The 21,481-nt window shown below is 50.8% G+C and carries 25 protein-coding genes; 9 read left to right on the top strand and 16 right to left on the bottom strand.

Translation table 11 applies throughout. The annotated features are described in order from the left end of the window. Nucleotides 1-56: 56 nt before the first annotated feature. The 4 genes from astA to astE all read left to right on the top strand — a co-directional run bounded on the left by astA (nucleotide 57) and on the right by astE (nucleotide 5,181). Nucleotides 57-1,076, top strand: a complete 1,020-nt coding sequence (gene astA / locus HA050_RS15685; RefSeq protein ID WP_166828128.1) for an arginine N-succinyltransferase — start codon at nucleotides 57-59, stop codon at nucleotides 1,074-1,076. Nucleotides 1,077-1,078: 2 nt separating this feature from the next. After that, complete coding sequence (gene astD / locus HA050_RS15680; RefSeq protein WP_166828126.1) at nucleotides 1,079-2,539, top strand: succinylglutamate-semialdehyde dehydrogenase; 1,461 nt, start codon at nucleotides 1,079-1,081, stop codon at nucleotides 2,537-2,539. A 69-nt stretch (nucleotides 2,540-2,608) separates the two neighbouring features. Beyond that, nucleotides 2,609-3,946, top strand: coding sequence for an N-succinylarginine dihydrolase (astB, locus tag HA050_RS15675; protein ID WP_166828123.1), 1,338 nt, complete (start codon nucleotides 2,609-2,611; stop codon nucleotides 3,944-3,946). Nucleotides 3,947-4,158: 212 nt separating this feature from the next. Continuing rightward, nucleotides 4,159-5,181 (top strand): succinylglutamate desuccinylase, encoded by a 1,023-nt coding sequence (gene astE, locus HA050_RS15670; protein WP_166828120.1) that lies wholly within the window; start codon nucleotides 4,159-4,161, stop codon nucleotides 5,179-5,181. A 300-nt stretch (nucleotides 5,182-5,481) separates the two neighbouring features. Here astE and HA050_RS15665 read toward each other — a convergent pair whose 3' ends face one another. The 4 genes from HA050_RS15665 to HA050_RS15650 all read right to left on the bottom strand — a co-directional run bounded on the left by HA050_RS15665 (nucleotide 5,482) and on the right by HA050_RS15650 (nucleotide 9,085). Further along, nucleotides 5,482-5,955 carry a nuclear transport factor 2 family protein gene (locus HA050_RS15665; protein WP_166828117.1) on the bottom strand — a complete coding sequence of 158 codons (474 nt, stop codon included), beginning with the start codon at nucleotides 5,953-5,955 and terminating at the stop codon, nucleotides 5,482-5,484. 24 nt (nucleotides 5,956-5,979) lie between these two features. Next, nucleotides 5,980-6,594, bottom strand: a complete 615-nt coding sequence (locus tag HA050_RS15660) for a glutathione S-transferase family protein (RefSeq protein ID WP_166828114.1) — start codon at nucleotides 6,592-6,594, stop codon at nucleotides 5,980-5,982. Nucleotides 6,595-6,620: 26 nt separating this feature from the next. After that, nucleotides 6,621-8,198, bottom strand: coding sequence for a 2Fe-2S iron-sulfur cluster-binding protein (locus HA050_RS15655; RefSeq protein WP_166828111.1), 1,578 nt, complete (start codon nucleotides 8,196-8,198; stop codon nucleotides 6,621-6,623). 203 nt (nucleotides 8,199-8,401) lie between these two features. After that, complete coding sequence (locus tag HA050_RS15650; protein WP_166828108.1) at nucleotides 8,402-9,085, bottom strand: glutathione S-transferase family protein; 684 nt, start codon at nucleotides 9,083-9,085, stop codon at nucleotides 8,402-8,404. A 78-nt stretch (nucleotides 9,086-9,163) separates the two neighbouring features. Between HA050_RS15650 and HA050_RS15645 the strand changes: the two genes are divergently transcribed. Further along, nucleotides 9,164-10,048 carry a LysR family transcriptional regulator gene (locus HA050_RS15645; RefSeq protein ID WP_166828105.1) on the top strand — a complete coding sequence of 295 codons (885 nt, stop codon included), beginning with the start codon at nucleotides 9,164-9,166 and terminating at the stop codon, nucleotides 10,046-10,048. 33 nt (nucleotides 10,049-10,081) lie between these two features. Here the strand turns inward: HA050_RS15645 and HA050_RS15640 are convergent, their stop codons facing one another. From HA050_RS15640 to HA050_RS15630, 3 genes are all read right to left on the bottom strand, one after another. Continuing rightward, nucleotides 10,082-10,489, bottom strand: a complete 408-nt coding sequence (locus tag HA050_RS15640) for a DoxX family protein (protein WP_166828102.1) — start codon at nucleotides 10,487-10,489, stop codon at nucleotides 10,082-10,084. A gap of 737 nt (nucleotides 10,490-11,226) precedes the next feature. Continuing rightward, nucleotides 11,227-11,826, bottom strand: a complete 600-nt coding sequence (locus HA050_RS21970) for a hypothetical protein (RefSeq protein ID WP_205836464.1) — start codon at nucleotides 11,824-11,826, stop codon at nucleotides 11,227-11,229. A gap of 64 nt (nucleotides 11,827-11,890) precedes the next feature. Further along, the gene (locus HA050_RS15630) at nucleotides 11,891-12,517 is read right to left on the bottom strand and encodes a TetR/AcrR family transcriptional regulator (protein WP_240929111.1); all 627 of its coding nucleotides are present in this window, start codon (nucleotides 12,515-12,517) and stop codon (nucleotides 11,891-11,893) included. 82 nt (nucleotides 12,518-12,599) lie between these two features. Between HA050_RS15630 and HA050_RS15625 the strand changes: the two genes are divergently transcribed. The 3 genes from HA050_RS15625 (at nucleotide 12,600) to HA050_RS15615 (ending at nucleotide 14,563) form a co-directional block, all read left to right on the top strand. Then, nucleotides 12,600-13,643, top strand: coding sequence for a zinc-dependent alcohol dehydrogenase family protein (locus HA050_RS15625; RefSeq protein WP_205836463.1), 1,044 nt, complete (start codon nucleotides 12,600-12,602; stop codon nucleotides 13,641-13,643). Between the two features lie 16 nt (nucleotides 13,644-13,659). Further along, nucleotides 13,660-14,208 carry a carboxymuconolactone decarboxylase family protein gene (locus HA050_RS15620; RefSeq protein WP_166828096.1) on the top strand — a complete coding sequence of 183 codons (549 nt, stop codon included), beginning with the start codon at nucleotides 13,660-13,662 and terminating at the stop codon, nucleotides 14,206-14,208. An 82-nt stretch (nucleotides 14,209-14,290) separates the two neighbouring features. Then, nucleotides 14,291-14,563, top strand: coding sequence for a TfoX/Sxy family DNA transformation protein (locus tag HA050_RS15615; protein ID WP_308418911.1), 273 nt, complete (start codon nucleotides 14,291-14,293; stop codon nucleotides 14,561-14,563). A 100-nt stretch (nucleotides 14,564-14,663) separates the two neighbouring features. Here the strand turns inward: HA050_RS15615 and HA050_RS15610 are convergent, their stop codons facing one another. From HA050_RS15610 to HA050_RS15575, 8 genes are all read right to left on the bottom strand, one after another. Next, nucleotides 14,664-15,206: an NADPH-dependent FMN reductase gene (locus tag HA050_RS15610; RefSeq protein WP_205836462.1), complete on the bottom strand. Its 543-nt coding sequence runs from the start codon at nucleotides 15,204-15,206 to the stop codon at nucleotides 14,664-14,666. Nucleotides 15,207-15,248: 42 nt separating this feature from the next. Further along, on the bottom strand, nucleotides 15,249-16,313 hold the full coding sequence (locus HA050_RS15605) for a hypothetical protein (protein WP_166828090.1): 1,065 nt from the start codon (nucleotides 16,311-16,313) through the stop codon (nucleotides 15,249-15,251). A gap of 210 nt (nucleotides 16,314-16,523) precedes the next feature. Then, entirely contained in the window at nucleotides 16,524-16,973 is a 450-nt protein-coding gene (locus HA050_RS15600) for a DoxX family protein (RefSeq protein WP_166828087.1), read from the bottom strand. Between the two features lie 161 nt (nucleotides 16,974-17,134). Then, the gene (locus HA050_RS15595) at nucleotides 17,135-17,383 is read right to left on the bottom strand and encodes a BufA1 family periplasmic bufferin-type metallophore (protein ID WP_166828084.1); all 249 of its coding nucleotides are present in this window, start codon (nucleotides 17,381-17,383) and stop codon (nucleotides 17,135-17,137) included. Nucleotides 17,384-17,642: 259 nt separating this feature from the next. After that, entirely contained in the window at nucleotides 17,643-17,792 is a 150-nt protein-coding gene (locus HA050_RS15590; RefSeq protein WP_166828081.1) for a DUF302 domain-containing protein, read from the bottom strand. Beyond that, on the bottom strand, nucleotides 17,779-18,054 hold the full coding sequence (gene grxC, locus HA050_RS15585) for a glutaredoxin 3 (RefSeq protein WP_166828078.1): 276 nt from the start codon (nucleotides 18,052-18,054) through the stop codon (nucleotides 17,779-17,781). The genes HA050_RS15590 and grxC overlap by 14 nt, the downstream gene beginning before the upstream one ends. Nucleotides 18,055-18,152: 98 nt before the next feature. Beyond that, complete coding sequence (locus HA050_RS15580) at nucleotides 18,153-18,656, bottom strand: YHS domain-containing (seleno)protein (RefSeq protein ID WP_166828075.1); 504 nt, start codon at nucleotides 18,654-18,656, stop codon at nucleotides 18,153-18,155. A gap of 73 nt (nucleotides 18,657-18,729) precedes the next feature. After that, nucleotides 18,730-19,266 (bottom strand): carboxymuconolactone decarboxylase family protein, encoded by a 537-nt coding sequence (locus HA050_RS15575; RefSeq protein ID WP_166828073.1) that lies wholly within the window; start codon nucleotides 19,264-19,266, stop codon nucleotides 18,730-18,732. Between the two features lie 127 nt (nucleotides 19,267-19,393). On the opposite strand from HA050_RS15575, the gene HA050_RS15570 reads away from it, so the two are divergent. After that, on the top strand, nucleotides 19,394-20,293 hold the full coding sequence (locus tag HA050_RS15570; protein ID WP_166828071.1) for a LysR family transcriptional regulator: 900 nt from the start codon (nucleotides 19,394-19,396) through the stop codon (nucleotides 20,291-20,293). 329 nt (nucleotides 20,294-20,622) lie between these two features. Here the strand turns inward: HA050_RS15570 and HA050_RS15565 are convergent, their stop codons facing one another. Next, nucleotides 20,623-21,345 (bottom strand): SDR family oxidoreductase, encoded by a 723-nt coding sequence (locus HA050_RS15565; protein ID WP_166828069.1) that lies wholly within the window; start codon nucleotides 21,343-21,345, stop codon nucleotides 20,623-20,625. Between the last annotated feature and the right edge of the window lie 136 nt (nucleotides 21,346-21,481).

The following is a 21,481-nucleotide window of genomic DNA, read 5'->3' as shown; positions in this document are numbered from 1 at the left end:
CTGAGCGTTTTTAGCCTTTGGCGTGGCTGGCGCCCGATTTAATAGGAGTTTTGTGAATGTTGATTCGCCCGATTGAGACTGGAGATTTACCTGAGTTGCTGGCACTGGCAAAAGAAGCAGGGGTGGGTGTGACCACGCTGCAAGCCAATCCTGAACGTCTGTCTGCGCGAATTTTAGCAAGTGAAACCTCACTCAACGCTGAAGCCCCTGATACGGCAGATGCTAGTTATGTGTTTGTACTCGAAGACGAGCTCACCGGCAAAATTGTAGGGACATCGGCCATTGAGGCTGCGGTGGGCATGCATGAAACCTGGTACAACTACCGGGTGGGCATCAATGTGCATGCTTCGCGCGAGCTGGGCATTTATAAGCAGCTGGAAACGCTGTTTTTAAATAGTGATATGACGGGCTCAAGCGAGCTTTGCTCTTTGTTTTTATTGCCCCATTATCGTAAAGACGGCAATGGCAGCCTTTTATCAAAAGCACGCTTTTTGTTTATGGCCGAGCACAGTGCCCGCTTTTCACACCGCATTATTGCCGAGATGCGCGGTATTTCAGATGAAGTGGGGCGCTCTCCTTTCTGGGAGAGCCTGGGGCGTCATTTTTTCCGTATGGATTTTGCCCGCGCGGATTTTCTGTCTTATGTGGGCAGTAAATCTTTTATTGCTGAGCTGATGCCACAGCATCCGATTTACACCTGCTTTTTGCATGAAGAAGCCCGGCTTGCCATTGGCGAAGTTCACGAGGCTACACGTCCCGCCCGGGCCATGCTGGAAGCGGAAGGCTTTCATTACCAGGGTTATGTCGATATTTTTGATGCGGGCCCAACCCTGGAGTGCGAGCTGGACCAGGTGCGTGCGGTAAGGGCCAGCGGCTGCTTCGAAGCGCAGCTGGTCAGCGCAGAGGCGGGTGTGCCGTGGCTGGTGTCCAACCGCCGTTTGGTCGGCTTTCGCTGCGTGATTGCCATCGGGCAGAAAACAGAAAATGGCCTGCAGCTGACTCAGTCTGTGCTCGAACGGCTGGGTATTGCGGCGGGAGACAGCGTGCGCGCAGTACCGCTATCTGCCAGGGAGTAGCCATGCAGCTGATCGATGGGCGTTGGTCTGTGGGCAAAGGGGTGGCGTGGACATCACGTAACCCGGTAAGCCAGCAGGCGGTTTGGGTGGGTAATGCAGCAAGTGCTCAGGAAATTGACGCGGCTGTTGCGGCGGCACGATCAGCGTTTCCACTGTGGCGGGATACAGAGCTGAGTAACCGGATTGCGGTGCTCCGGTGTTTTGCTGATTTATTGCAGGCCAATTCTGACGAGCTGGCTGGGACGATTGGCCTTGAAACCGGCAAACCCCGCTGGGAAGCCGCGATGGAAGTGGCCAGTATGGTGAGTAAGGTGGAGATCTCGATCCGGGCATTTGAAGAGCGCACCTTTCGCAAAGAATCCACGCAGGGTGATGCCAGCGTGATTTTACGCCATCGCCCGCATGGTGTTGTGGCCGTGCTTGGCCCTTATAATTTCCCGGGCCATTTGCCCAATGGCCATATTGTGCCGGCGCTGCTGGCGGGTAATGTGGTGGTTTTCAAGCCATCTGAATACACGCCAATGACCGCGCAAAAAACGGTAGAACTCTGGCTGGCCGCAGGCCTGCCCGCTGGTGTGATTAACTTAGTTCAGGGGGGCGCTGCAACGGGCGCTTTGCTTGCGGCACATTCTGATTTGGATGGCGTGTTTTTTACGGGCAGCTCGGCTGCGGGTTTTGCGGTGCATCAGCAGTTTTCTGGCCGCCCCGATAAAATCCTGGCTTTGGAAATGAGCGGCAATAATGCGCTGATCGTGGATGAGGTGCAGGATTTGCCGGCGGCAATCCATCATGTGATTCAGTCTGCGTTTATCTCCGCAGGCCAGCGCTGCTCCTGTGCCAGGCGTTTATTTGTGCCCAAAGGCGAGTGGGGCGATTTGTTTTTAGAGCGCCTTGTTGATGTGAGCGCCGAGCTGAGAGTTGGCCCGTGGGATGCAGAGCCTGCGCCCTTTATGGGGGCCATGATTTCGATGGCTGCGGCAGATAAAATGCTGTCAGTACAGGCTGCCCTGATGGAAATGGGGGGCAAATCCTTACTGAAAATGTGCCGCTTAAACGCGGATGCCGCGATGCTGACCGCAGGGATTATTGATGTAAGTGAGGTCGCCGGGCTGCCGGATGAAGAGTATTTTGGCCCCTTGCTGCAGCTGCAGCGCTATGGTCAGTTTGATGAGGCCATTCGCATGGCCAACAGCAGCCGCTTTGGTCTGGCAGCCGGCCTGCTTTCTGACAGCGGCGAGCGTTATAAAACATTCTGGCGCGAATCTCGTGCAGGCATTGTCAATTGGAATAAACCGCTGACCGGGGCCTCCAGTGCCGGGCCGTTTGGCGGAATCGGGGCCAGTGGCAATCACCGGCCCAGTGCTTACTACGCAGCAGATTATTGTGCTTACCCTGTTGCCTCATTAGAAACAGAATTACTGGCGATGCCCGTGATTTTACCGCCGGGTATGGTTATTGATTAATGGATCAGCAAACACGGTGGTGGCCGCAATGAGGCCGCTGCCTGTGTTTTGTCATCAGAAGGAATAAAAATGTCGACCAGTTTTGAAGCTAATTTTGATGGTTTAGTCGGGCCAACCCACCATTATGGCGGCCATTCTTTTGGTAATGTGGCCTCCACATCCAACGCCAATAAAGCTGCCAATCCGCGTGAAGCGGCTAAGCAAGGCCTTGCCAAAATGAAAGCGCTGGCCGATCTGGGCTATAAGCAGGGCGTATTTGTGCCGCAAGAGCGCCCGGCCATTGGCCTGTTGCGCGATTTGGGCTTTACCGGGGATGACGCCAGCGTGCTGGCGGCGGTGGCTAAAGCGTCGCCAGGCCTTTTGGCCAATGTGTCGTCTGCATCCAGTATGTGGACCGCCAATGCTGCAACCGTCAGCCCTTCAGCGGATACGGCGGATGGCCGGGTGCACTTTACTGCGGCCAATTTGCAAAATAAATTTCACCGTGCCATCGAGTACGCTCAGACCACCCGTTCACTCAAAGCCATGTTTAATCATGATGCGGTCTTTGCCCATCATGATGCGCTGCCCATGCAGGCGGTGTTTGGTGATGAAGGTGCGGCCAACCACACCCGCTTTTGTCACGACTATGGCCAGTCTGGCGTTGAATTCTTTGTTTATGGCCGCCAGCACTGGGGCGGCTCGGCTGAGCCACAAAAATTCCCGGCCCGCCAAACCAGAGAAGCGGGCGAGGCGATTGCCCGTTTGCATGGCTTAAGCGCGGATAAGCTGGTGTTTGCCCAGCAAAACCCTGCCGTTATTGATGCGGGTGTATTTCATAATGATGTCATTTCGGTAGGTAACCAGAATGTGCTGTTTGCCCATGAAACGGCGTTTTTACAGCAGGCGGCTGTTTATGCCGAGCTGGACGCTAAGCTGGGTGGTGGTTTGCAGGTGATTGAAGTGCCACTGGCACAGGTCAGTGTGGCTGATGCGGTGAAGTCTTATCTCTTTAACAGCCAGCTGCTGGCCCGTGCTGATGGCCGCCAGAATCTGGTAGTGCCGGATGAATGCCGTGCGACACCTGCTGTCTGGGAATATTTGCAAGGCTTGCTGGCCAGTAATGGTCCGATTGCCGAGCTGATGGTGTTCGATTTAAAGCAAAGTATGCAAAACGGCGGAGGCCCGGCTTGCTTACGCTTGCGTGTGGCCTTGCAGGAGAAAGAGCTGGCCGCGGTGAACCCGCATATCTGGATGAATGATGTGCTGTTTGCCAAATTAAACACTTGGGTAGACCGGCATTACCGGGATCGCCTCACCGAGGCTGATCTGGCCGATCCTAAGCTGATTGTTGAAGTGCGCACGGCGCTGGATGAGCTGACTCAGATTTTACATTTGGGCTCTGTTTATCCTTGCCAGCTGGCTTGATAAGACAATGAAACAAGGCGCTTAATGCGCCTTTTTTCATTTTGGAAATGATTTGATTGTTATCTGCTGCGACTTTTGCTTACGTATGTCTGTCTGGTGCTTTTATATGATTTTCTGCTGGCCCAGGGGCAATCAGCAGAAGGGGACAGGCGGTAATGCACGCTGTAACAATCTGCTAGACTAATAAACTACCCAAAAGAATCAGACCAGAAATGAGTAACTTTTCTATAGAACCGTCTTTTTTAGCGCAGGTTCTTGCAGGTAAAACCTGTATTTCCTTACCCTATTGTTTACCCAATGGCACGCATGTGCAGGTAATGGATGAAGGGGTGATCCGCTTTGAGCCTAAAGATCCGGGTGACAGGCAGCTGGATGTGGTTTTGAGCTGCGGCATTCATGGCAATGAAACGGCACCTGTAGAGTTGCTGGATCAGCTGATTAGTCAGATTCTTGACGGCCAGCTCAGGGTGCGCGCACGGGTGCTTTTTGTGTTTGGTAATGTAGAGGCAATGCGCCAGGGGGTGCGCTGTGTGGCTCAGGATATGAACCGCCTGTTTTGCCGTTTGCCGGATGTGGATGATGGTGATGAAGCCCGCCGGGCCGCTATGCTGGAAATGCAGCTGATGCGTTTTTTCTCCAGGTCGATCCAGGATGGCAAGCCCCGCTTGCATTACGATCTGCATACGGCGATTCATGGCTCACTGATTGAAAAATTTGCCATTTATCCGCTGCCGCCGCATGGCCGCGATTTTGATCCTTTGCAGGTTGCACGTCTTGCCTGTGCAGGTGTGGATGCTGTGCTGTTGCAATCTACAACGTCGACAACGTTCTCGTTTTTTTCCAGCCAGCATTGTGGCGCAGCCGCATTTACTGTTGAGCTGGGGAGGGCCATGCCTTTTGGCCAAAATACCCATATTGATTTAAGTAAAATGCAGTCCTATTTAGAGGGCTTAATCAGCGGTGAGCTGCCTGATTATGATGGGGTGCCGGCTCACATTGGCCTGTATAAAGTTTCCCGCGAAATCATTAAGCAGAGCGATGTTTTTGTTTTACGTGTTGACGCCAAAATGGATAACTTTACGCCATTGCCAGTTGGCACTGTGCTGGCCGAGGATGGTGACATTCAGCATGTGGTGGATGAAGACGATGCCCGGATGATTTTTCCCAATCCTTATATTGAAATAGGGCAGCGGGCGGGCCTTGTGATTGTTCCGGCAAAAGGTTATTCGCGTTAAATAAGCATGTTGGAAAAAAAGCGAAAGTGTAATGCTTTCGCTTTTTTTACGGCATTGGCATTGTGATTTGCCCTGGCAAACTTAGACATAACGCTCTCAAATTCCGCCCGCTTGCCTGCTGAATTTTTGTGGCAATCTGGCAGGGTACTGATTGCCCAGGCGCGTGTGGCCCCGCTGGCGATGGAAAAAATTCCGATGTATTCCCATTGCTACTTCAGCCTCAAACCGGCGGCTTCCATTTCACTGTTTTCCTTAGTGTTTGGCCTCAGTTTGCCCAAGTGTTGCTATGCATTCAATGTGCTATAAACCCAACTCGCTTAAGCTTGGGTGGTGATCAGGCCGGCGACCCTGGGGCCAATGAAATAGTCGTTCAGATTCTGCGATGGCTAAATCGTTGATACTGGCAAAGCGGCGATGCATCAAGCCTTGGGTATTAAATTCCCAATTTTCATTGCCGTAAGAGCGAAACCACTGGCCGTTGTGGTCTAGCCATTCATAAGCAAAACGCACCGCAATTCGATTGTCATCGTGAGCCCATAGCTCTTTGATCAGACGGTATTCCACTTCACGCGCCCATTTGCGAGTGAGAAATTCAATGACCTGTTCACGGCCACTCGGAAATTCATGGCGATTGCGCCAAATCGTATCGGGCGTATAGGCCAGGGCGACGCGTTGCGGGTCGCGCGAATTCCAGCCATCTTCAGCCATGCGCACTTTTTGCGCAGCCGTCTCGCGGGTGAATGGGGGGAGTGGTGGGCGTAGTTCGGTGGTCATGGTTAATCCTTAATCAAAATTGAATTAATAAGTGTCGATGCCAGCCATGCTCACGTAAGCATGCAATTTTTGGATTTGCTTTATCCAAGTCACGATTGCCGGAAAGCCACGCAGATCGGCTTTGCCTTCGGTTGCGAGGGCGATATAAGGGTAGAGGGCGATATCGGCGATGGTGATATGTGCGGCCGCTAACCATGCAGATTGTGCTAAGTGTTGATTGAGCATCGTAAGGAGTTGTTCGGTAATGGCTTCGGCTTCAACGAGATTGATCGCGCGGCCCCATTTGTGATGCAAACGTAGTGCATTGGGTCCGCGAGTCACTTCATTTGCGGCAGTTGCCAGCCATGAGACCACTTGTGCTAAAGCTGCAGGCTCGTTCGGTAACCAGAAATCCGCTTGTTCCGCGCCATATTGCCGCGCCAGATAGACCAAAATCGCTTGGCTATCACGCAAGATCACATCGCCATCGATTAACACGGGAACTTGGCCAAGCGGATTCATCGCCAGATAGTCAGCCGATTTATGTTCGCGTGCCGCGCCATTCACAATGACGGATTCATAAGGTATATCCAGCAAAGACAGTAAAAGCCTGACTTTGTGGCAATTGCCCGATGCGGCAAATTCATAGAGTTTGATCATGATTTTTCCTGTATGAATGATTGAAATTACAAATCGAGCTCCAGTCGCGCTGATGTTGCCCGCGACACGCAAATACACATCAGCCCGGCGCGTTCGCGCTCGTTTTGATTCAGCGCGCTATCGCGATGGTCGACTTCGCCACTCAGCACTTTAACTGCACAGGTGCCGCAGTTGCCCACGCCACAATCCGATAGCGTATCAATACCGGCCGCTTGCACTGCGGCTAATACGGTTTGATCGGCTGCAACCGGAATAATCCGTTGCGAGCGGCGCAGTACCACTTCAAACGGCGTGTTGCTTGCCTGCGGTGCAGCTGCAAAACGCTCGAAATGAATTCGCCCGGCGGCCATATTGAGCAGGGCGGCAGTCTCTTGCACAGCGCCCATTAAACCGGAAGGCCCGCACACATACACAGGGGATGTATCGCTGGCCGATTTCAGTATTTGGGCAATATCGGGGATTTGGCCTTCATCTTGAAAATAACGCGTAATTTGCCCCGCCAAATCGCGCAGCAAACGATCGCCATAGGCCATCTCGCGGCGGCTGCGGGCGGCATAGTGCAAATGAAATGCACGACCTTGTGCTTTAAGCGTTTGTGCCATGGCTTTTATCGGCGTAATGCCAATGCCACCCGCAATCAGAATCGCCGGTGCATCACTTTCAACCAAGGTGAAATTATTCTGTGGGAGGCCGCAATGCAGCGTCATTCCCAGTTGATAATGCTGATGTACAAAGCTTGATCCGCCATCACCATGGTCTTGTCGTAGCACCGCAATCTCGTAGATATCGCGGCGGGCAGGATTGGAGGCGATGGAATAATTGCGCACGCTGGTTTGGCCATTTTTCAATATCACTGGCACTTTCAGGTGCGAACCGGCAGTGACAGCAGGCAAATCTTCACCTGCCGGGTGGCGCAATTCATACGCACGCACTTGTGGTGTGAGTTGGCGAATACCGCTAATGACCAGTTCCAGCGCGCCTTCGCCCAATTTTGTGATTGGTGCAGATGCAGCAGGTTTGGCCTGCAATGCTTTCAGTTCGGCTTGTAGCGGCGCGATCAGTTGCTCAATATCGGCATCGGTGTAGCGAGGTGTAATGTGCTGTGGGCAATTCCAGTCCCAAGCCTCAACCGTAATCACCATTGCCCGTTCGATGCGAGCGCGGCAGGCCGGATCTTCCAGTGCGGCGATGAGTTCGGGATTTTCTAACTCGTGCACAATGCGTACCCGTCCCCAGATTTTGAGACGACGACGGTTGGCATAATCCATCAGGATGATCGAGACTTTATCGTTGGCATTCAGATTGCCGACTGATAAATACTGCACATTACCGCGAAAATCGGCAAAGCCCAGCGTATTGGCATCCAGTACTTTCAGAAAGCCCGCCGGCCCGCCGCGATGCTGCACATAGGGCCAGCCCGTTTCACTGACGGTTGCCATATAAAAACTATCGCGCGCTGCAATAAACTCAGCTTCGCGTTCCGTCATCTCACTGCGCGTATCTTCAGCCAGCTCAAAGCCACGGTTACTCTCACGGCTGTGATAACGGGTTTGTGCAGCTTTGACGCTGTCGGTAAAAGTAATGGCGGCAAAAGCGCGTGGCATGATGAAACTCCTCTGCGTACGCAAACATTAATCTGATGTCATGAGTATGCATTTGTCAGCATCAATGGAGAATCACCACAATCTTGAATTTATTGTTTCGCTTAGTGGAATAAATCAAATGAACTCCTTGATATCTTCAGGTATTTTCTTTTGTGTATTTGAATGTGCGGCTTAGATGTACATCCTCATTGTTTAATGCGGGATCAATCTTTGCTCAATGCTATATCGTTGATGCGTAAGCTCAACGCGGAGTGTCTGTTTTTAAGAAAAGTATTCAACAACTGCGGATACTCTGCGACCACGGCTTGCTGGACGGATGGGCGCGATGCTAAGGCTTGCCGCCATGCTTGAATCGGCTGGTGTCCTGCCAGCAGGTCCGTATATCCAATTGCATCAAACGCATCCAAATAACGGAAAATTGGCGCAAATACCGCATCGACCATGGTGAAATCCTGAGCCCCGAAAAACGGGCCTTTGCCCAGTGCCGCGTTGATTCGAGAGAATTTATGCTGCAGTTGTGTGGCTTTTTGCTGCAATGCTGCTTCATCCCCGGCCGAATAAAATCCTGCAATATCAGTCAGAATGGCCGAGCCTGACTCCATCCAGCCGCGATGCTGAGCACGCAGTAATGGATCTTGCGGATGCAGGTGCGGCGCATGGGTTTCATCCAGATATTCACAAATGACCGCCGACTCAAAAATAGCCACCTCTCCTACTTGTAAGACCGGCACTTTACCTAAAGGTGAAATCGCTAAAAACCACTCTGGCTTATTGGCCAAATCAATATTTTTACGCTGAAAAGAAACGCCTTTTTCCAATAAAACAATTGCAGCGCGTTGTACGTATGGGCATAGCAAATGACTGACTAAAGTGAGTGGCTGAGACATGATAATTTCCTTGCTATTTAGGGTTTAAGCTAGTGTAGACTTGCGCAATTGCACTGAAAATAAGCAAGGTTGCAGGCCATGAATGCAAAATCACAATATCACTTAGGCAGCCAGGATCTGGAGTTTTTACTTGCTGTTACGCGGGGCGGTACCTTGGCTGCGGCGGCAGAACGGCTGGCCGTTGATGCCTCAACCGTGTTTCGTACCATCCAAAGAATCGAAAAAGGCCTTGGTCAACGCATGTTCGAGCGCAGTAAAACGGGCTATTTCCCAACTGAAATGGCGCAAATTTTGGCGGGACACGCTGAGCAACTTGAAATCGCGCTGGAATCAGCGCGCTCGGCGGCACAATTGCAGCCCGAAGATGTTGCTGGCAGCGTCCGCATTACCACCACCGATTCGATTTTGCATGGTTTAGTCGCTCCCGCGCTCAATACGCTGGCAACACGCCATCCGCGGCTGAGTTTTGACTTGCATACCGGTAATGAGCTGGCCAATTTAAGCCGGCGCGATGCCGATATTGCTATTCGCGCCACCCGCAAACCACCACTGCATTTGGTAGGCAAGCACCTTGGTACCCTGAAAATAGCGCTGTATGCGGCAAATAGCAGCCCCTGGCAGGATTTGACTGCTGCCATGAGTCAACATGCTGCATGGATTGCCCCTGACGATGCATTACCAGATCACCCATCCGTGATTTGGCGAAAAAAACACTATCCCAAACTGATGCCGCGCTATCGCGTTAACAGCATCCTTACGGTGATGGAGTTGATTGAACGCGGGATAGGGGTTGGTTTGGTGCCGACATTTTTAGCTGCATCGCGGCCTGATTTACGTCCATTAACGGGTGTTCTGGATGAATGTGCTACCGATCTCTGGCTGCTCACTCACCCGGAATCCCGCCATCTGCGCCGCGTTGCGACGGTGTTTAGTCATTTGGCGCAAAACATTCAGCTGGACTGATTTGTTTCGTGCCTTAGCCGATGTACGTCAGAATCAGTTAAGCAGAAAATGATCGCTGCGTTTAAGTGTGAATACACCATCGGCCTGCAAATAAATAACGATGGATACCAAACATAGAAATAATGGATATTCCCAGCCCCCACCCGCGCTGGTGTGAACCCAGCCATTGGGAAGATGTACCCACGTTGCCACGGCCATGATCGGCAATAACAGCAATGCAATTTGCCGCGCATAAATGCCGAGTACCAGCGCAGTACCGCCCAATAGTTCCATCGTAAAGACCAGATACGCAAGGTTTGCTGGCAAGCCAATGCTTGCAAAATACTGCGCGGTGCCCGGTAAGGTAAATACAAATAGTTTGAGTAATGCATGGGCAATCCACATGATGCCAAAGCTGATGCGTAACAGGCTGTTTCCAAAAAGTTGTGATTGAGTATGCATTGCAAGTCTCCATAGATTGGGTGTGGAGTTGCAGTATCGCATTGCAAATTTGCATTATAAACAGGCTTTGATACAAACAAGAATTGCACTCGTGCATTGGCTAAAAGATACATTATTCGCTTACGATGTAAGTTTAAATCTACGTATATCCACAAAGGTATTAAGCAATAATTGCTGGCTTGATATACCTGTTCCACTTGTAAGGTAATGCTGTAAATTGATTTCATAAGTAGTTTGAAAGGACTGTTCTGAAATGGAGCGTTCAAAGATACGATCAAAACGAAACATTCGATAATCTTGCCGCAATTCACATCAAGCCAGCAGTAGCCATGAACCATGCAAGCTGATAATGCCCAAAGGCCAAACGATTCACTGACTGGCTTGGCTGGCGTGGTTGGAATAGCTCAGGTTAATTTTGAAATGCTGCTCACACGCCCGGCGAATCAAGCCATGCCGATTACGCAAAGGCTGATCTTTTTCGGTAAGGGATGCGATAGATTTGTTGCTCGGCGCGACGCTGCAAGCTGGGCGGCAAAATGGCGCGGATTTTTTGTTCGGCTAATTGTGTGGCGGCAGCCAAGTGCGGTTCGGTAAAGGCGTGCACCTTGCATCTGCTCAGCCATTTGCTGCGCGGTGAGCGCAATCCGCCGCCCTTGCAGCAAATTGACCAAGATAAAAAGACGTTACGCTATATTCATTGAAGTAGTTTACACGGGCTGAATAAGCCGCAATCTTGGCTAATGCGCGCGATTCCAGAATGTCAGGCTGGCACTGCCATCTTCAATCAGTTGCAAATATTCAAGGCAAGCAGGATGACTCATAAAGTTTTGACAGATTTGCTCGGCGGCGCTTTTGGAATGCGTAAAAACCGTATCCGCCCATGCGCCATGATCCCCTTTCAGTAAGGCATGATGAATAAAGCCTGGCTCCTTGTGTAAAAATGCTTGCTCCATTTTTAAACTCGCCGCAATGAGTTGTTCATCTGAAACGCCTTCTTTGGCGTTAAACACCGAAAATTCACAACCATTAAAAATGGTGGCGGTACTCGTTGCTTGCACCGTGTGATGTGACATTTGTACGCTAGTTGGCTCAATCATCGCCATAAAATCACTTGCAATTAAATCGAGCATAAATTGCTTTGAGGCCGATTGTGCGCTATTGGCATCTTGCCAAAAAACTACATCATGCCAAAGCGCTTCATTGTGCGTTAGTGTCCGTGAAACAAAGCCGGGCCGGGTTTTAACCCAAGCATTGACTTGCGCATTCGCGTGTAAAAATGCAGCGTGACTGACACCCGTTTTTAATTGAAATACGACTAATTCCATCGTTTGACTCATGCTGAATTTCCCTTGTATTCATCAAGTGCGAAATGCACTGAGCCCATTGTGAGCGCATTGAATGTCAGCGGATGTCAGTAGCCTGCGTACTACTCGGCCAAGCCTGCATCGCAATATCGGTCATCTTTAGCAAATCAGCTTGGCTAGCGCCATCAATTGCTTGTACTGACATGCCCTGAATCATGCCAGCGTAGAAACCTGCGAGCGCGATCAGATCAATTTCTGCAGGAATGTCGCCCTCTGTCTGGCCTTGTTGTAGCCGTTTCAACATCATCGTTCGCGTGTTTCGCCGGTGTTCCGCAGTGAGTTGGGCGATTGCCGCATTGGCCTCGGCACAGCGCAATACACCGCTGGCAATTGGGCAGCCGGGTGGTTGATCGGGCGTGGTAAATTGCTCTGCGGCTTCGCGCAACATTGCGTCCAGCCCGATGCGCGCCGTGGCCGCTTGTGCGAGCAAAGCGTCAATACGCTTGTACTGCTGCGCCAGATACAGATTGATCGATTCGCGATACAGCGCGGGTTTAGATTCAAATGCGGCATAGAGGCTAGGCGCATTAATGCCCAGCGTGTTAGTCAGATCGCTCAGCGACGTTCCTTCATAGCCTTTAGCCCAGAACAATTTCAGCGCTAATTCAAGTGCTTGCGTGCGATCGAATGCCCTGGGCCGCCCTCGCGATTTTTTTATTTCCATAGTGGTCACTACAAATTTATTGACGACGTCATCTTAGCTCGATTATATTTTGTATCGTTCGATACATAAATAAGGATTTAAGATGAAAGACGCTCAAACCAATCACAGCAGCCACTATCAACTGCAGCGTAAAGGCGATGCTTTTCAATTGCAGTGCTTACCACGCCAAATGTCTGCTCTGGAGGATGATCAGGTTTTAATTCAGGTTGGGGCGGTGAGCCTCAATTATCGTGATTTGCTGATATTGCGTAATGCCGGTCAGGATACGGTGGAGGGGCAAATTCCGCTTTCAGATGCTGCAGGAACAGTAATTGCAATTGGTAGCAAAGTAAGCCGATGGCAAGTGGGTGATCGGGTCGCTGCTAACTTTTTCTCCAACTGGCTCGGCGGAAAATATCAAGCTCAACATTATCTGCAAGGTGCATTGGGCGGTTCGCAAACCGCCGGCGTGTTAGCTGAGCATATTGTTGCGAACCAAGACGCCATTGTTGCCATTCCTGCGCATCTCACTTTGCAACAAGCCGCAACTTTGCCCTGCGCCGCCGTGACGGCGTGGCATGCGCTGTTTGAACGCGGCCAACTGCAAGCGGGTGAAACCGTGTTGATTCAGGGCACGGGTGGCGTGGCGCTGTTTGCGTTGCAATTGGCCGTGGCGCAAGGCGCCAAAGTCATCATCACTTCGTCATCCGATGGAAAATTAGCTCGCGCCAGAACACTCGGCGCATGGCAAACGATCAACTATCGCCAGCAAGCCGATTGGGATGAAGTCGCGCTCGCCCTGACTGACGGCGCCGGCGTTGATCATATTCTGGAGTTGGGCGGCCCCGATACGTATGCGCGCTCGATCAATGCGCTGGCCTCAGGCGGACATATCCATCAAATCGGCGTGCTAACTGGCTTTGGCCCAACGCCCAATCTATGGCCGTTGCAATTTAAAAACGCTCACATCAACGGCATTTTGGTTGGCTCGGTGGCGCATTTTAATACGCTCAATGCCTTCCTTAGCCAACACCAAATCACTCCTGTGATTGATCAGGAATTTGCCTACGAGCAAGCCAGCGCAGCATTTGATTACCTCGCCAGCGCGCAGCATTTCGGCAAAATCGTGATCAACGTTCAATCTTAATGAGTAAGGGAATAACATGACTACCTTTCAAACTCACACCATCGAATCCGCCCCTGAACAAAGCCGTGCATTACTGAATAATGCCAAAGCCAACTACGGCTTTGTGCCCAATTTATTCGCCAATATGGCCGAATCGCCGGCGCTACTGGAAGGCTATCTGGCACTTACGCAGATTTTTAATAAAACCAGCTTAAGCGAAACCGAGAAGCAAATTATTATGATGACGGCCAATCGCCTGCATCACTGTGACTATTGCATGGCGGCGCACACCACGATTGCCAAAGCAGCAGTCTCCGCCGATGTAATTCGCGCGCTGCGCGACAACACGCCGATTGCAGATAGCAAGCTTGAAACGCTACGCCAATTTACGATTCAAGTCGTGACCAGCCGTGGCTGGCCAACACAGCAAGAGATCGCCAGCCTGATTGCCGCGGGCTACAGTCAGCAAACCGTGTTTGACGTTATCTTGGGAACCAGCTTGAAAATCATGTCGAACTACACCACTAGCGTGGCCCATACCGAGCTGGACGAGGTCTTTAAAGCCGATATCTGGCAAGCGGCATAAAGCAGAATAGGCATAGCCATGCCGCGTTATTCATGGCTATCCTTGGCTTGAAAGCGACCCATCAATGCCGGAGTGGTGACCAATACAAACCGTCGGTCAACTCAAAGGTCTGGGGCAAAAAAGCAGTGAGATGCTGGCGAAAATCGGTATCGACCCTGCCGGGCAATTACGCACCGCCGATGTGTTTGATGTTTATGCGCGGCTGCATCAGGTAATGCCAAACGTGCCGCTTAATATGCTGTACGCACTCATCGGTGCACAGGAAAATCTGCCGTGGCAGCACATCAAAAATGAACGGAAAACTGAAATGCTGCTGCGGCTTGATAATATGGGGCTGGCGCCAAAGCGGAAATAATTTTGTTTTAAGCCGCTGAAGTCGAATAGATTTGTAAGGGTATTGGCATAAAGGGTATTTTAATCATGAGCTATAGCAAGATACTCAAATCTTTATATGCCTAGTCCACAGTTTCAAGTTGCAACTTGGTAAATACGGTTAACGCCTGGCGCAGCTCAGCACACAGCAGTGGATTACGCAAAATCGCCTCAGTCGTCGTGGTTTCGCCAATCACTGGCACGGTAATTGACGCCGCTTCCAGCCATTGCGCCGACATCATCGTCAGCGTTTCTCTTATCGAATTAAAAGCATGATGCGCTCGTGGTGAGGCGTTTAACGTTGCGACAGGTTTATTGACGAATGCGGGCGTATTGACCAGCCAATCGAGTAAATTTTTCATCACCCCACTCACGCCATGAGCATATTCGGGACTGGCGAGTAAAACGCCATCGGCAGCAATAATCTGGTCGCGTAATTGTGCCAGTAGTGGCACGGTTTCGATGTCGATATCCGGGTTAAACGGCGGCACTTGGGCAAGTTGCTCAAATAGCGTCACCTTGATCTGGCTTGGCGCTACTGCCTGTACCGCACGCAGCAAAGCCGTGTTACACGACGCAGAGCGCAAGCTGCCAGAAATGGCGATGAGATGAATGGTTTGTTTCACTGCATGTATCCTCGGCGGATGGTCATCAAAGATAACATTAATCTATGCTGTTTTTACTGCATGAGCAGGCGATGCCGCTAAATAACCTTGCGGTAAATGGCCGAGCAGATCGGTGAATCCATCGATTAACTGGCGATTTTTCCGCCCCAATTCACTGCTCCCCAACGCGGGTGCGCGCGAGGCATCGACATCGTAATTGCTGGCGCGAAAGATGCGCTCGAATGATGTGTTCGCCATATCTCGCGCATAGGGCCGTGTTTGCAACGATAGATTGGCGATGACCATTAAATCATTGTTGCGACTAAAGCGAGGATAACCTTGAAAGCGAAATTGCTCCTCCACATGGCGATCGCTGTGGGCAATCAATTCGTCCATCAGTGCATAGGCCAATTGGTGCAATTGATCCAGCCGCAGGATCAGCGTGATGGCCAGCTGATCAAACTCGCAAAAATCACCTTCTAGCTTGCGGGCCAGCGGCGCTTCGCCGAGTTGTAAATCAATCAAGTAACTTTGATTGGATCGTATCTCTACGCTGACCAGTTCAATTTTCCGCTGTGCAAAACGCAGTTCGGCGAGCTGTTGGCGAATATAGGCCGCTGGGTCGGCAATGACTGGTGCTGCGCGCAGGAGTTGGGTACGTTGCTGCCCCATCAAGGGTAAATCGTGATGATTACTCAGCGCCGCGCTGGTTTTTCCTGCACGGTTGCGCAGCGTGAGCAGCTCGCGTACTTCATGCTCGCGGGCTTTTTTAATGGAGAGGAAAACGGTTTGAATGATTTCAGATGTTGGGGTATCTGAATCAATGCGCCATTTACGGCCGTACACCAGCTTATGCGGGCGCAGGGTATTGCTGCGATCATAATTTTCACGCCCAATCAGTCCCGCTTGGATATACAAGCCGCTATGATCTTGCCCTGCAAAAATCGGCGTGTGTTGGTCAAATTCGATTTGGCTGGCCAGCTGCGTAATGCTGTCCAGCGTATGTTGATAGCGCAAATAATGCTGCGGAATACACTGTTGCCCATTATTCAATACCACGCTGGGCGCGAAGGGCATGGCGATTTCACCAGGTTGAGTCTGGGGGTGTTGCAGAGGGCGGAGTGTCATGGCAAAGGCAAGTTAATTAGATTGAGTACATTGTGCCTATTAATATAAAAAGGAAGAATGGCTGTATTTTAAAATTTATTATTGCGTTTTATGGAATTGAATCGGCTTGATTCTAAATCTTGTGAATCGACATGGCTTTGTCCGCCAGTAGCCCGACTGGCGGACAAACCGAGGCGATGTTTAACCATTGTTGCATTGTATGGAATTGCATTAAACGCTACGGCGCTGCAAAAACGTATCCAGACTCCAACGGCTCAGCGGCACGGCGGCCAAGGTGAAAATCATCAAGCCCCATTCCAGATGGTCTTGCAGCGCGGCAGGAATGTCTTTTAAAACGTGGTAATACGAGGCGACCGCGAGTAGGTTGAGTGCAAACAGCCCGACTGCTGACAGGCGGGTAAATAGCCCTAGTATCAATAGCACGGGCAAAGCCAGTTCACCTGCTGTGCCAGCAATGGCGGCCAGTTGCGGCGGTAGCAATGGCACGTGATATTCGTCGTTAAACAAAAACAAGGTTGTATTCCAATCGGCAATTTTGGTCAGGCCAGAGAGGAAAAATACTTTGCCGATATAGAGGCGCAGCAGCAAATCGGCGGCAGGCGCGAGTGTGTTCAGTGGTTTGAGCTCGGCGAAGCGCTGAAGTCGTAGCAATAAGGGCATGGCAATATCCTTGAATCGGTTTGAGTTCTTGGCTGGGGGAAACGGCAGGGGCCTACACTTTTGTGGCTTAAAAAATTCCCTGCAAATCAAAGGCCTTAAAAGGCGCTGAATTGCAGGGGCAAGTGGGTCGGCTACGGAGGAGAATCACAGCAAAAACAAATTTACATCGGGCTCAACGAGCCTTTTAAGTCGATACATGTGCCTTTGGCGACCAGCTTCCATTCTTTGCCATCATTGGCTTTTTTAGCCATGCCAGCACAGGAATGGCCATTGGCGGCACAGTCATTCCCTCCTGCTTTGGCGATACCAAAGCATTTTTCCTTGCTGGTGCCGGCAGCTAATGTGGGCTGGGCAGCGAGGGCAAGTACTGCGGTCATCGCACTGGCTAACATGAGAGTTTTCGGGTTCATTTTCAGTCCTTTAATGCTTGGGCGAGTAAAAGATCAATCTCTTGCAACGGCGCGGGTAAATTTTCGCGAAATCCATGACGGAGCTGCAAAAAATGCGGGTTATTCAACAAAAGCCATACCTGCTGTTCACAATCAATCGTTGCCAAAACCTTGAGCGGTAAATCAAGCTCGCGCTAATGGCCGAATTCATCAATGGCGTACCTGATTTTGGATGGCCAAAAATGAGTAACCAGGTCTCCGGCAAAGACAAATCGTTTTGCTAAGCTGCGGCGGCATGATCAATGCGCGCAAAAATGGTCGCGCCTTTACGCAGCAGCGCGTCGTTAATCCGATCCATCGTTGCTTTGACCGAATAGGGTGAGCGCAGTTTATTCACCCCAAATGCAAAATTCGCTTCACACCGATTCATGCTGTTCCACCACCTTGATCCATTCATCAAGCTGCCCCGATTGATCTAAGGCCACTAAGTCGGTCAATCCACCGACATGGCGATTACCAACAAAGATCTGTGGCACCGAGCGGCGAGCGGTTCGTTCGACCATGGTGACAAAATCGTCCTGATTTTGATCGACCAGAATTTTATTGACCGCCAAACCTTTACGCTGCAGCAGGTTTTCGGCTTGCACACAAAATGGGCAAGAGCGGGTGCTATACATCGTGATGGCTGACATATTGAATGTCCTTTGCCCATTTGGGCTGTGTGTGGGTATATCAATCTAGATATTTTTAATAAATGCCTGGACTGATATACCCATTGTTTATGGTTTGATCAGAGATCTTTCGGTGCTTTATCTTTGATCGCTGGCCATTCCATATTGGCTTTCTTCAAATTGCCAGCTACATCTTCTAACCATTTTTTCTGTACTTCTTTGTTCACGTTCAGGTACAGCTTGCCGTCGACGACTTTCCAAGCTTGTGGGTCACCATCGAGCTTTTTATCCAGTGCCACGCCCATGGCGCAGAAGCCACCGAACCGGGGGGCGTAATGCGCTGGATTGGCTGTAAATTTGTCACGGTTGCCTTTGCTGGCGAAGTGGTAAGTGATGCCATTGTGGCTAGCGGTGTAAGCTGCATTGCCAAGCGTTGGCGCTTTCACGGTGAAATAAGCCACGGGGTCAAAACCTTGCAAGCCCACACCTTGGGCATCAACGTTGATTGCGGCGGTTGAATTTTCGTCATAGGCCATGGCGGTGCTTGGCAAGACGGCGAAAGTGGCAAAGCCTGAAATTAAAGCGGCAGCGAGGATGGATTTGCGTACATTAAACATGTTCATTCCTTTGGGTTCATTGAGTGGTTTGTTTAGCGGCTCCTGTACAGGGAGGCATTGCACCGCATGGGTAAAAAAATTAAGCGAGAGTCACTTTTGGGAAGTCAATTTCAAGGCGTGACGCTTTGCCCAAAATATTGGTCAGGATATTCATGCCGACATGGGTAATGATTTCGACGATGTCGCCATCAGTAAAACCGGCATTACGCGCTTCGGTCAGTTCAGCAGTAGTGATGTCACCATTGTGTTCAGCCAGTGAGCGCGCCAATTTCACAGCGATGGCGGCTTTGGCATCCTGGCTGTTGCCGGCACGGTTGGCGGCGATTTCATCGCCATTCAATCCGGCTTTGCTACCAATCGCGGTGTGAGCGGATAAGCAATATTCGCAAGAGTTTTGCTGTGCCAAGGCCAGGGCGATACGCTCGCGGGTTTGCAAATCCAGGCTGCCGCCGTTGGCGATGCCATGAAGGCCGAGGAAAGAACGAAGTGCCACCGGTGAATTGGCAAACACTTTTAAGAAGTTCGGTACGATGCCCAATTGAGCGTGAATTGCGTCGAACAATGCTTGTTGTTCGGCAGTGGCAGTTTCAGTAGTAACGACGTTAATGCGGCTCATAATGTGCTTCCTGTTTAGTTAGTGGTTCGCTGTGTTGCCAGTGAATGAGTGCATTGTGCCGAATGCCACTTGAGAGAAGAATGCTCATGTATCACAATAGATTGTTGCTAAATTTGGAATAAAAGCCATGGATCGATTTCATCAGATGAGCGTGTATGTCGCCGTTGCAGAAACAGAAAGTTTTGCCGCCGGCGCGCGCAAACTCGGCATGTCGCCACCGGCAGTGACGCGGGCAGTCGCTGCATTAGAAGAAGAACTGGGCGTAAAGTTACTCAATCGGACCACGCGCTATGTGCGGGCAACCGATGCAGGTTTGCGCTATCTGGATGATGCACGGCGGATTTTGGCTGAAGTGCAAGAGGCCGATGAAGTTGCCGCTGGGGTGAATGCGGAGCCGCGTGGGCATTTGGTGGTCACCGCGCCTGTTTTGTTTGGTCAGCAGTTTGTGATGCCAAGTGTGGTGGGATTCTTGCGGCGTTATCCGGATGTAGACGTGTCGGCGCTGTTTCTGGACAGGGTGGTGAATATGCTGGAAGAAGGTGTGGATGTGGGGATTCGTATCGGTCCCTTACCAGATAGTTCGATGCGGGCAATACGGGTGGGGCAAGTGCGGCGTGTGTTGTGTGCATCGCCCGAGTACTTGGCACAGTTTGGCATCCCCAATACGCCGAATGATTTGCTCAAACATCAAATTGTGGCGGCCAGCAGCATCAGCCCGGCCATCGAATGGAAATTTGGCGACGATGACGCCAATAAGGCAATTCGCATCAAACCGCGGCTAACGGTGACGAGTAACGACGGTGCGATTGCCGCGGTGCGCCATGGCGCGGGGATTACCCGCTTATTGTCGTACCAGGTGGCTGGACTCTTGCAAAGTGGCGAATTAAAAACCGTGCTTGGCGAGTTTGAGGCCAAACCTTTACCGATTCATATCGTGCATCGTGAAGGCCGGCATGGTTCAGCCAAGATCCGTGCCTTTGTCGATTTTATGGCGCAGGCATTAAAAGAAAATAGTGCATTGAATTGATGCTAACGGCTGCAGGATGTAATCAGGTCTGATGTAGGCCACTACCTGATGGCTAACAGCCTTTTGATTTTAAAAGCTGGCATCAATAGATCCGCCATAGCAGACATACTTCAGCCTTGGTTTGAGATGTGAAAATGCCTGCTTGCCGTGGTGCCACATGAATGCAGAAGTAAACTTCATTAATATAATTAAAAGTGCCGTATATATACGAAAATATAAAGCGAAAATAATGGCCCAATTTAAGATAAATTCGGCCATTATTTTTTATAGCTTATCTATTTTGTACCCTTGATAAGGTAGTGGCCTTTAGTTTTGAAACCGCGATTCATTTACGCAGGCTGGCGTGTTGCTGCTAATACAATTTCCCGCACACACACATTTTGTGGCTGATGATAAGCGTAGCTGATTGCTTGGGCGATATCTGTTGCGGCCAGTACGCCGCCCATGCCGTCTTTCCATTCTTCGTAACCGGCCTTGATCGCTTCATCCGTTGTATGACTGAGCAGCTCGGTTTCAACGGCACCCGGTGCAATGGTAATGACGCGCACATCGCTGCCGGCCACTTCTTCACGCAGGTTTTCTGAAATTGCATGTACAGCAAACTTACTGCCGCAATAGGCTACATGGCTGGGGAAAGTTTTACGGCCAGCAATCGAGCTGATATTGATAATGGTGCCGTGCTTGCGTGCCACCATGCCTGCCAGCACCGCATGAATGCCATTGAGCAGGCCTTTCACGTTGATATCAAACATGCTGTCCCATTCTGCCGGGTTTTGCTTGCTCATTTCACCCAGTAACATCATGCCTGCATTATTAATAATGCCATCTGCCGGGCCAAACTGTGTTTCAGCTTCTTGCACTGCAGCCAGCAGCGCGGCGCGATCGGTAATATCCACCGCTTTACACAGGGTATTGGGCAGATTTAATGCTTGCAGGCGGTCCAGACGACGTGCCAGTAATAAGAGCGGGTGCCCCTGGCTGGAGAGTAAGCGTGCCGTGGCCGCACCAATGCCGGAGCTTGCGCCGGTAATAATAATCAGAGCTTTTGTCATATCTTGCCTCGTATCGGTAAAGTAGATGGCTTCCTTGCTGGTACTGCCCAATTATCTTCTGTGATTGGATGGTATGGCTTGGTAAGTTATGGAATGACGCTAGTTTAGTCAGGGCCTGTTAGAATGAAAAATACTT

The organism is Iodobacter violaceini (genome assembly GCF_011601265.1).
Taxonomy (GTDB): domain Bacteria; phylum Pseudomonadota; class Gammaproteobacteria; order Burkholderiales; family Chitinibacteraceae; genus Iodobacter; species Iodobacter violaceini.
This window is presented reverse-complemented; position numbering and strand designations above follow the sequence as displayed.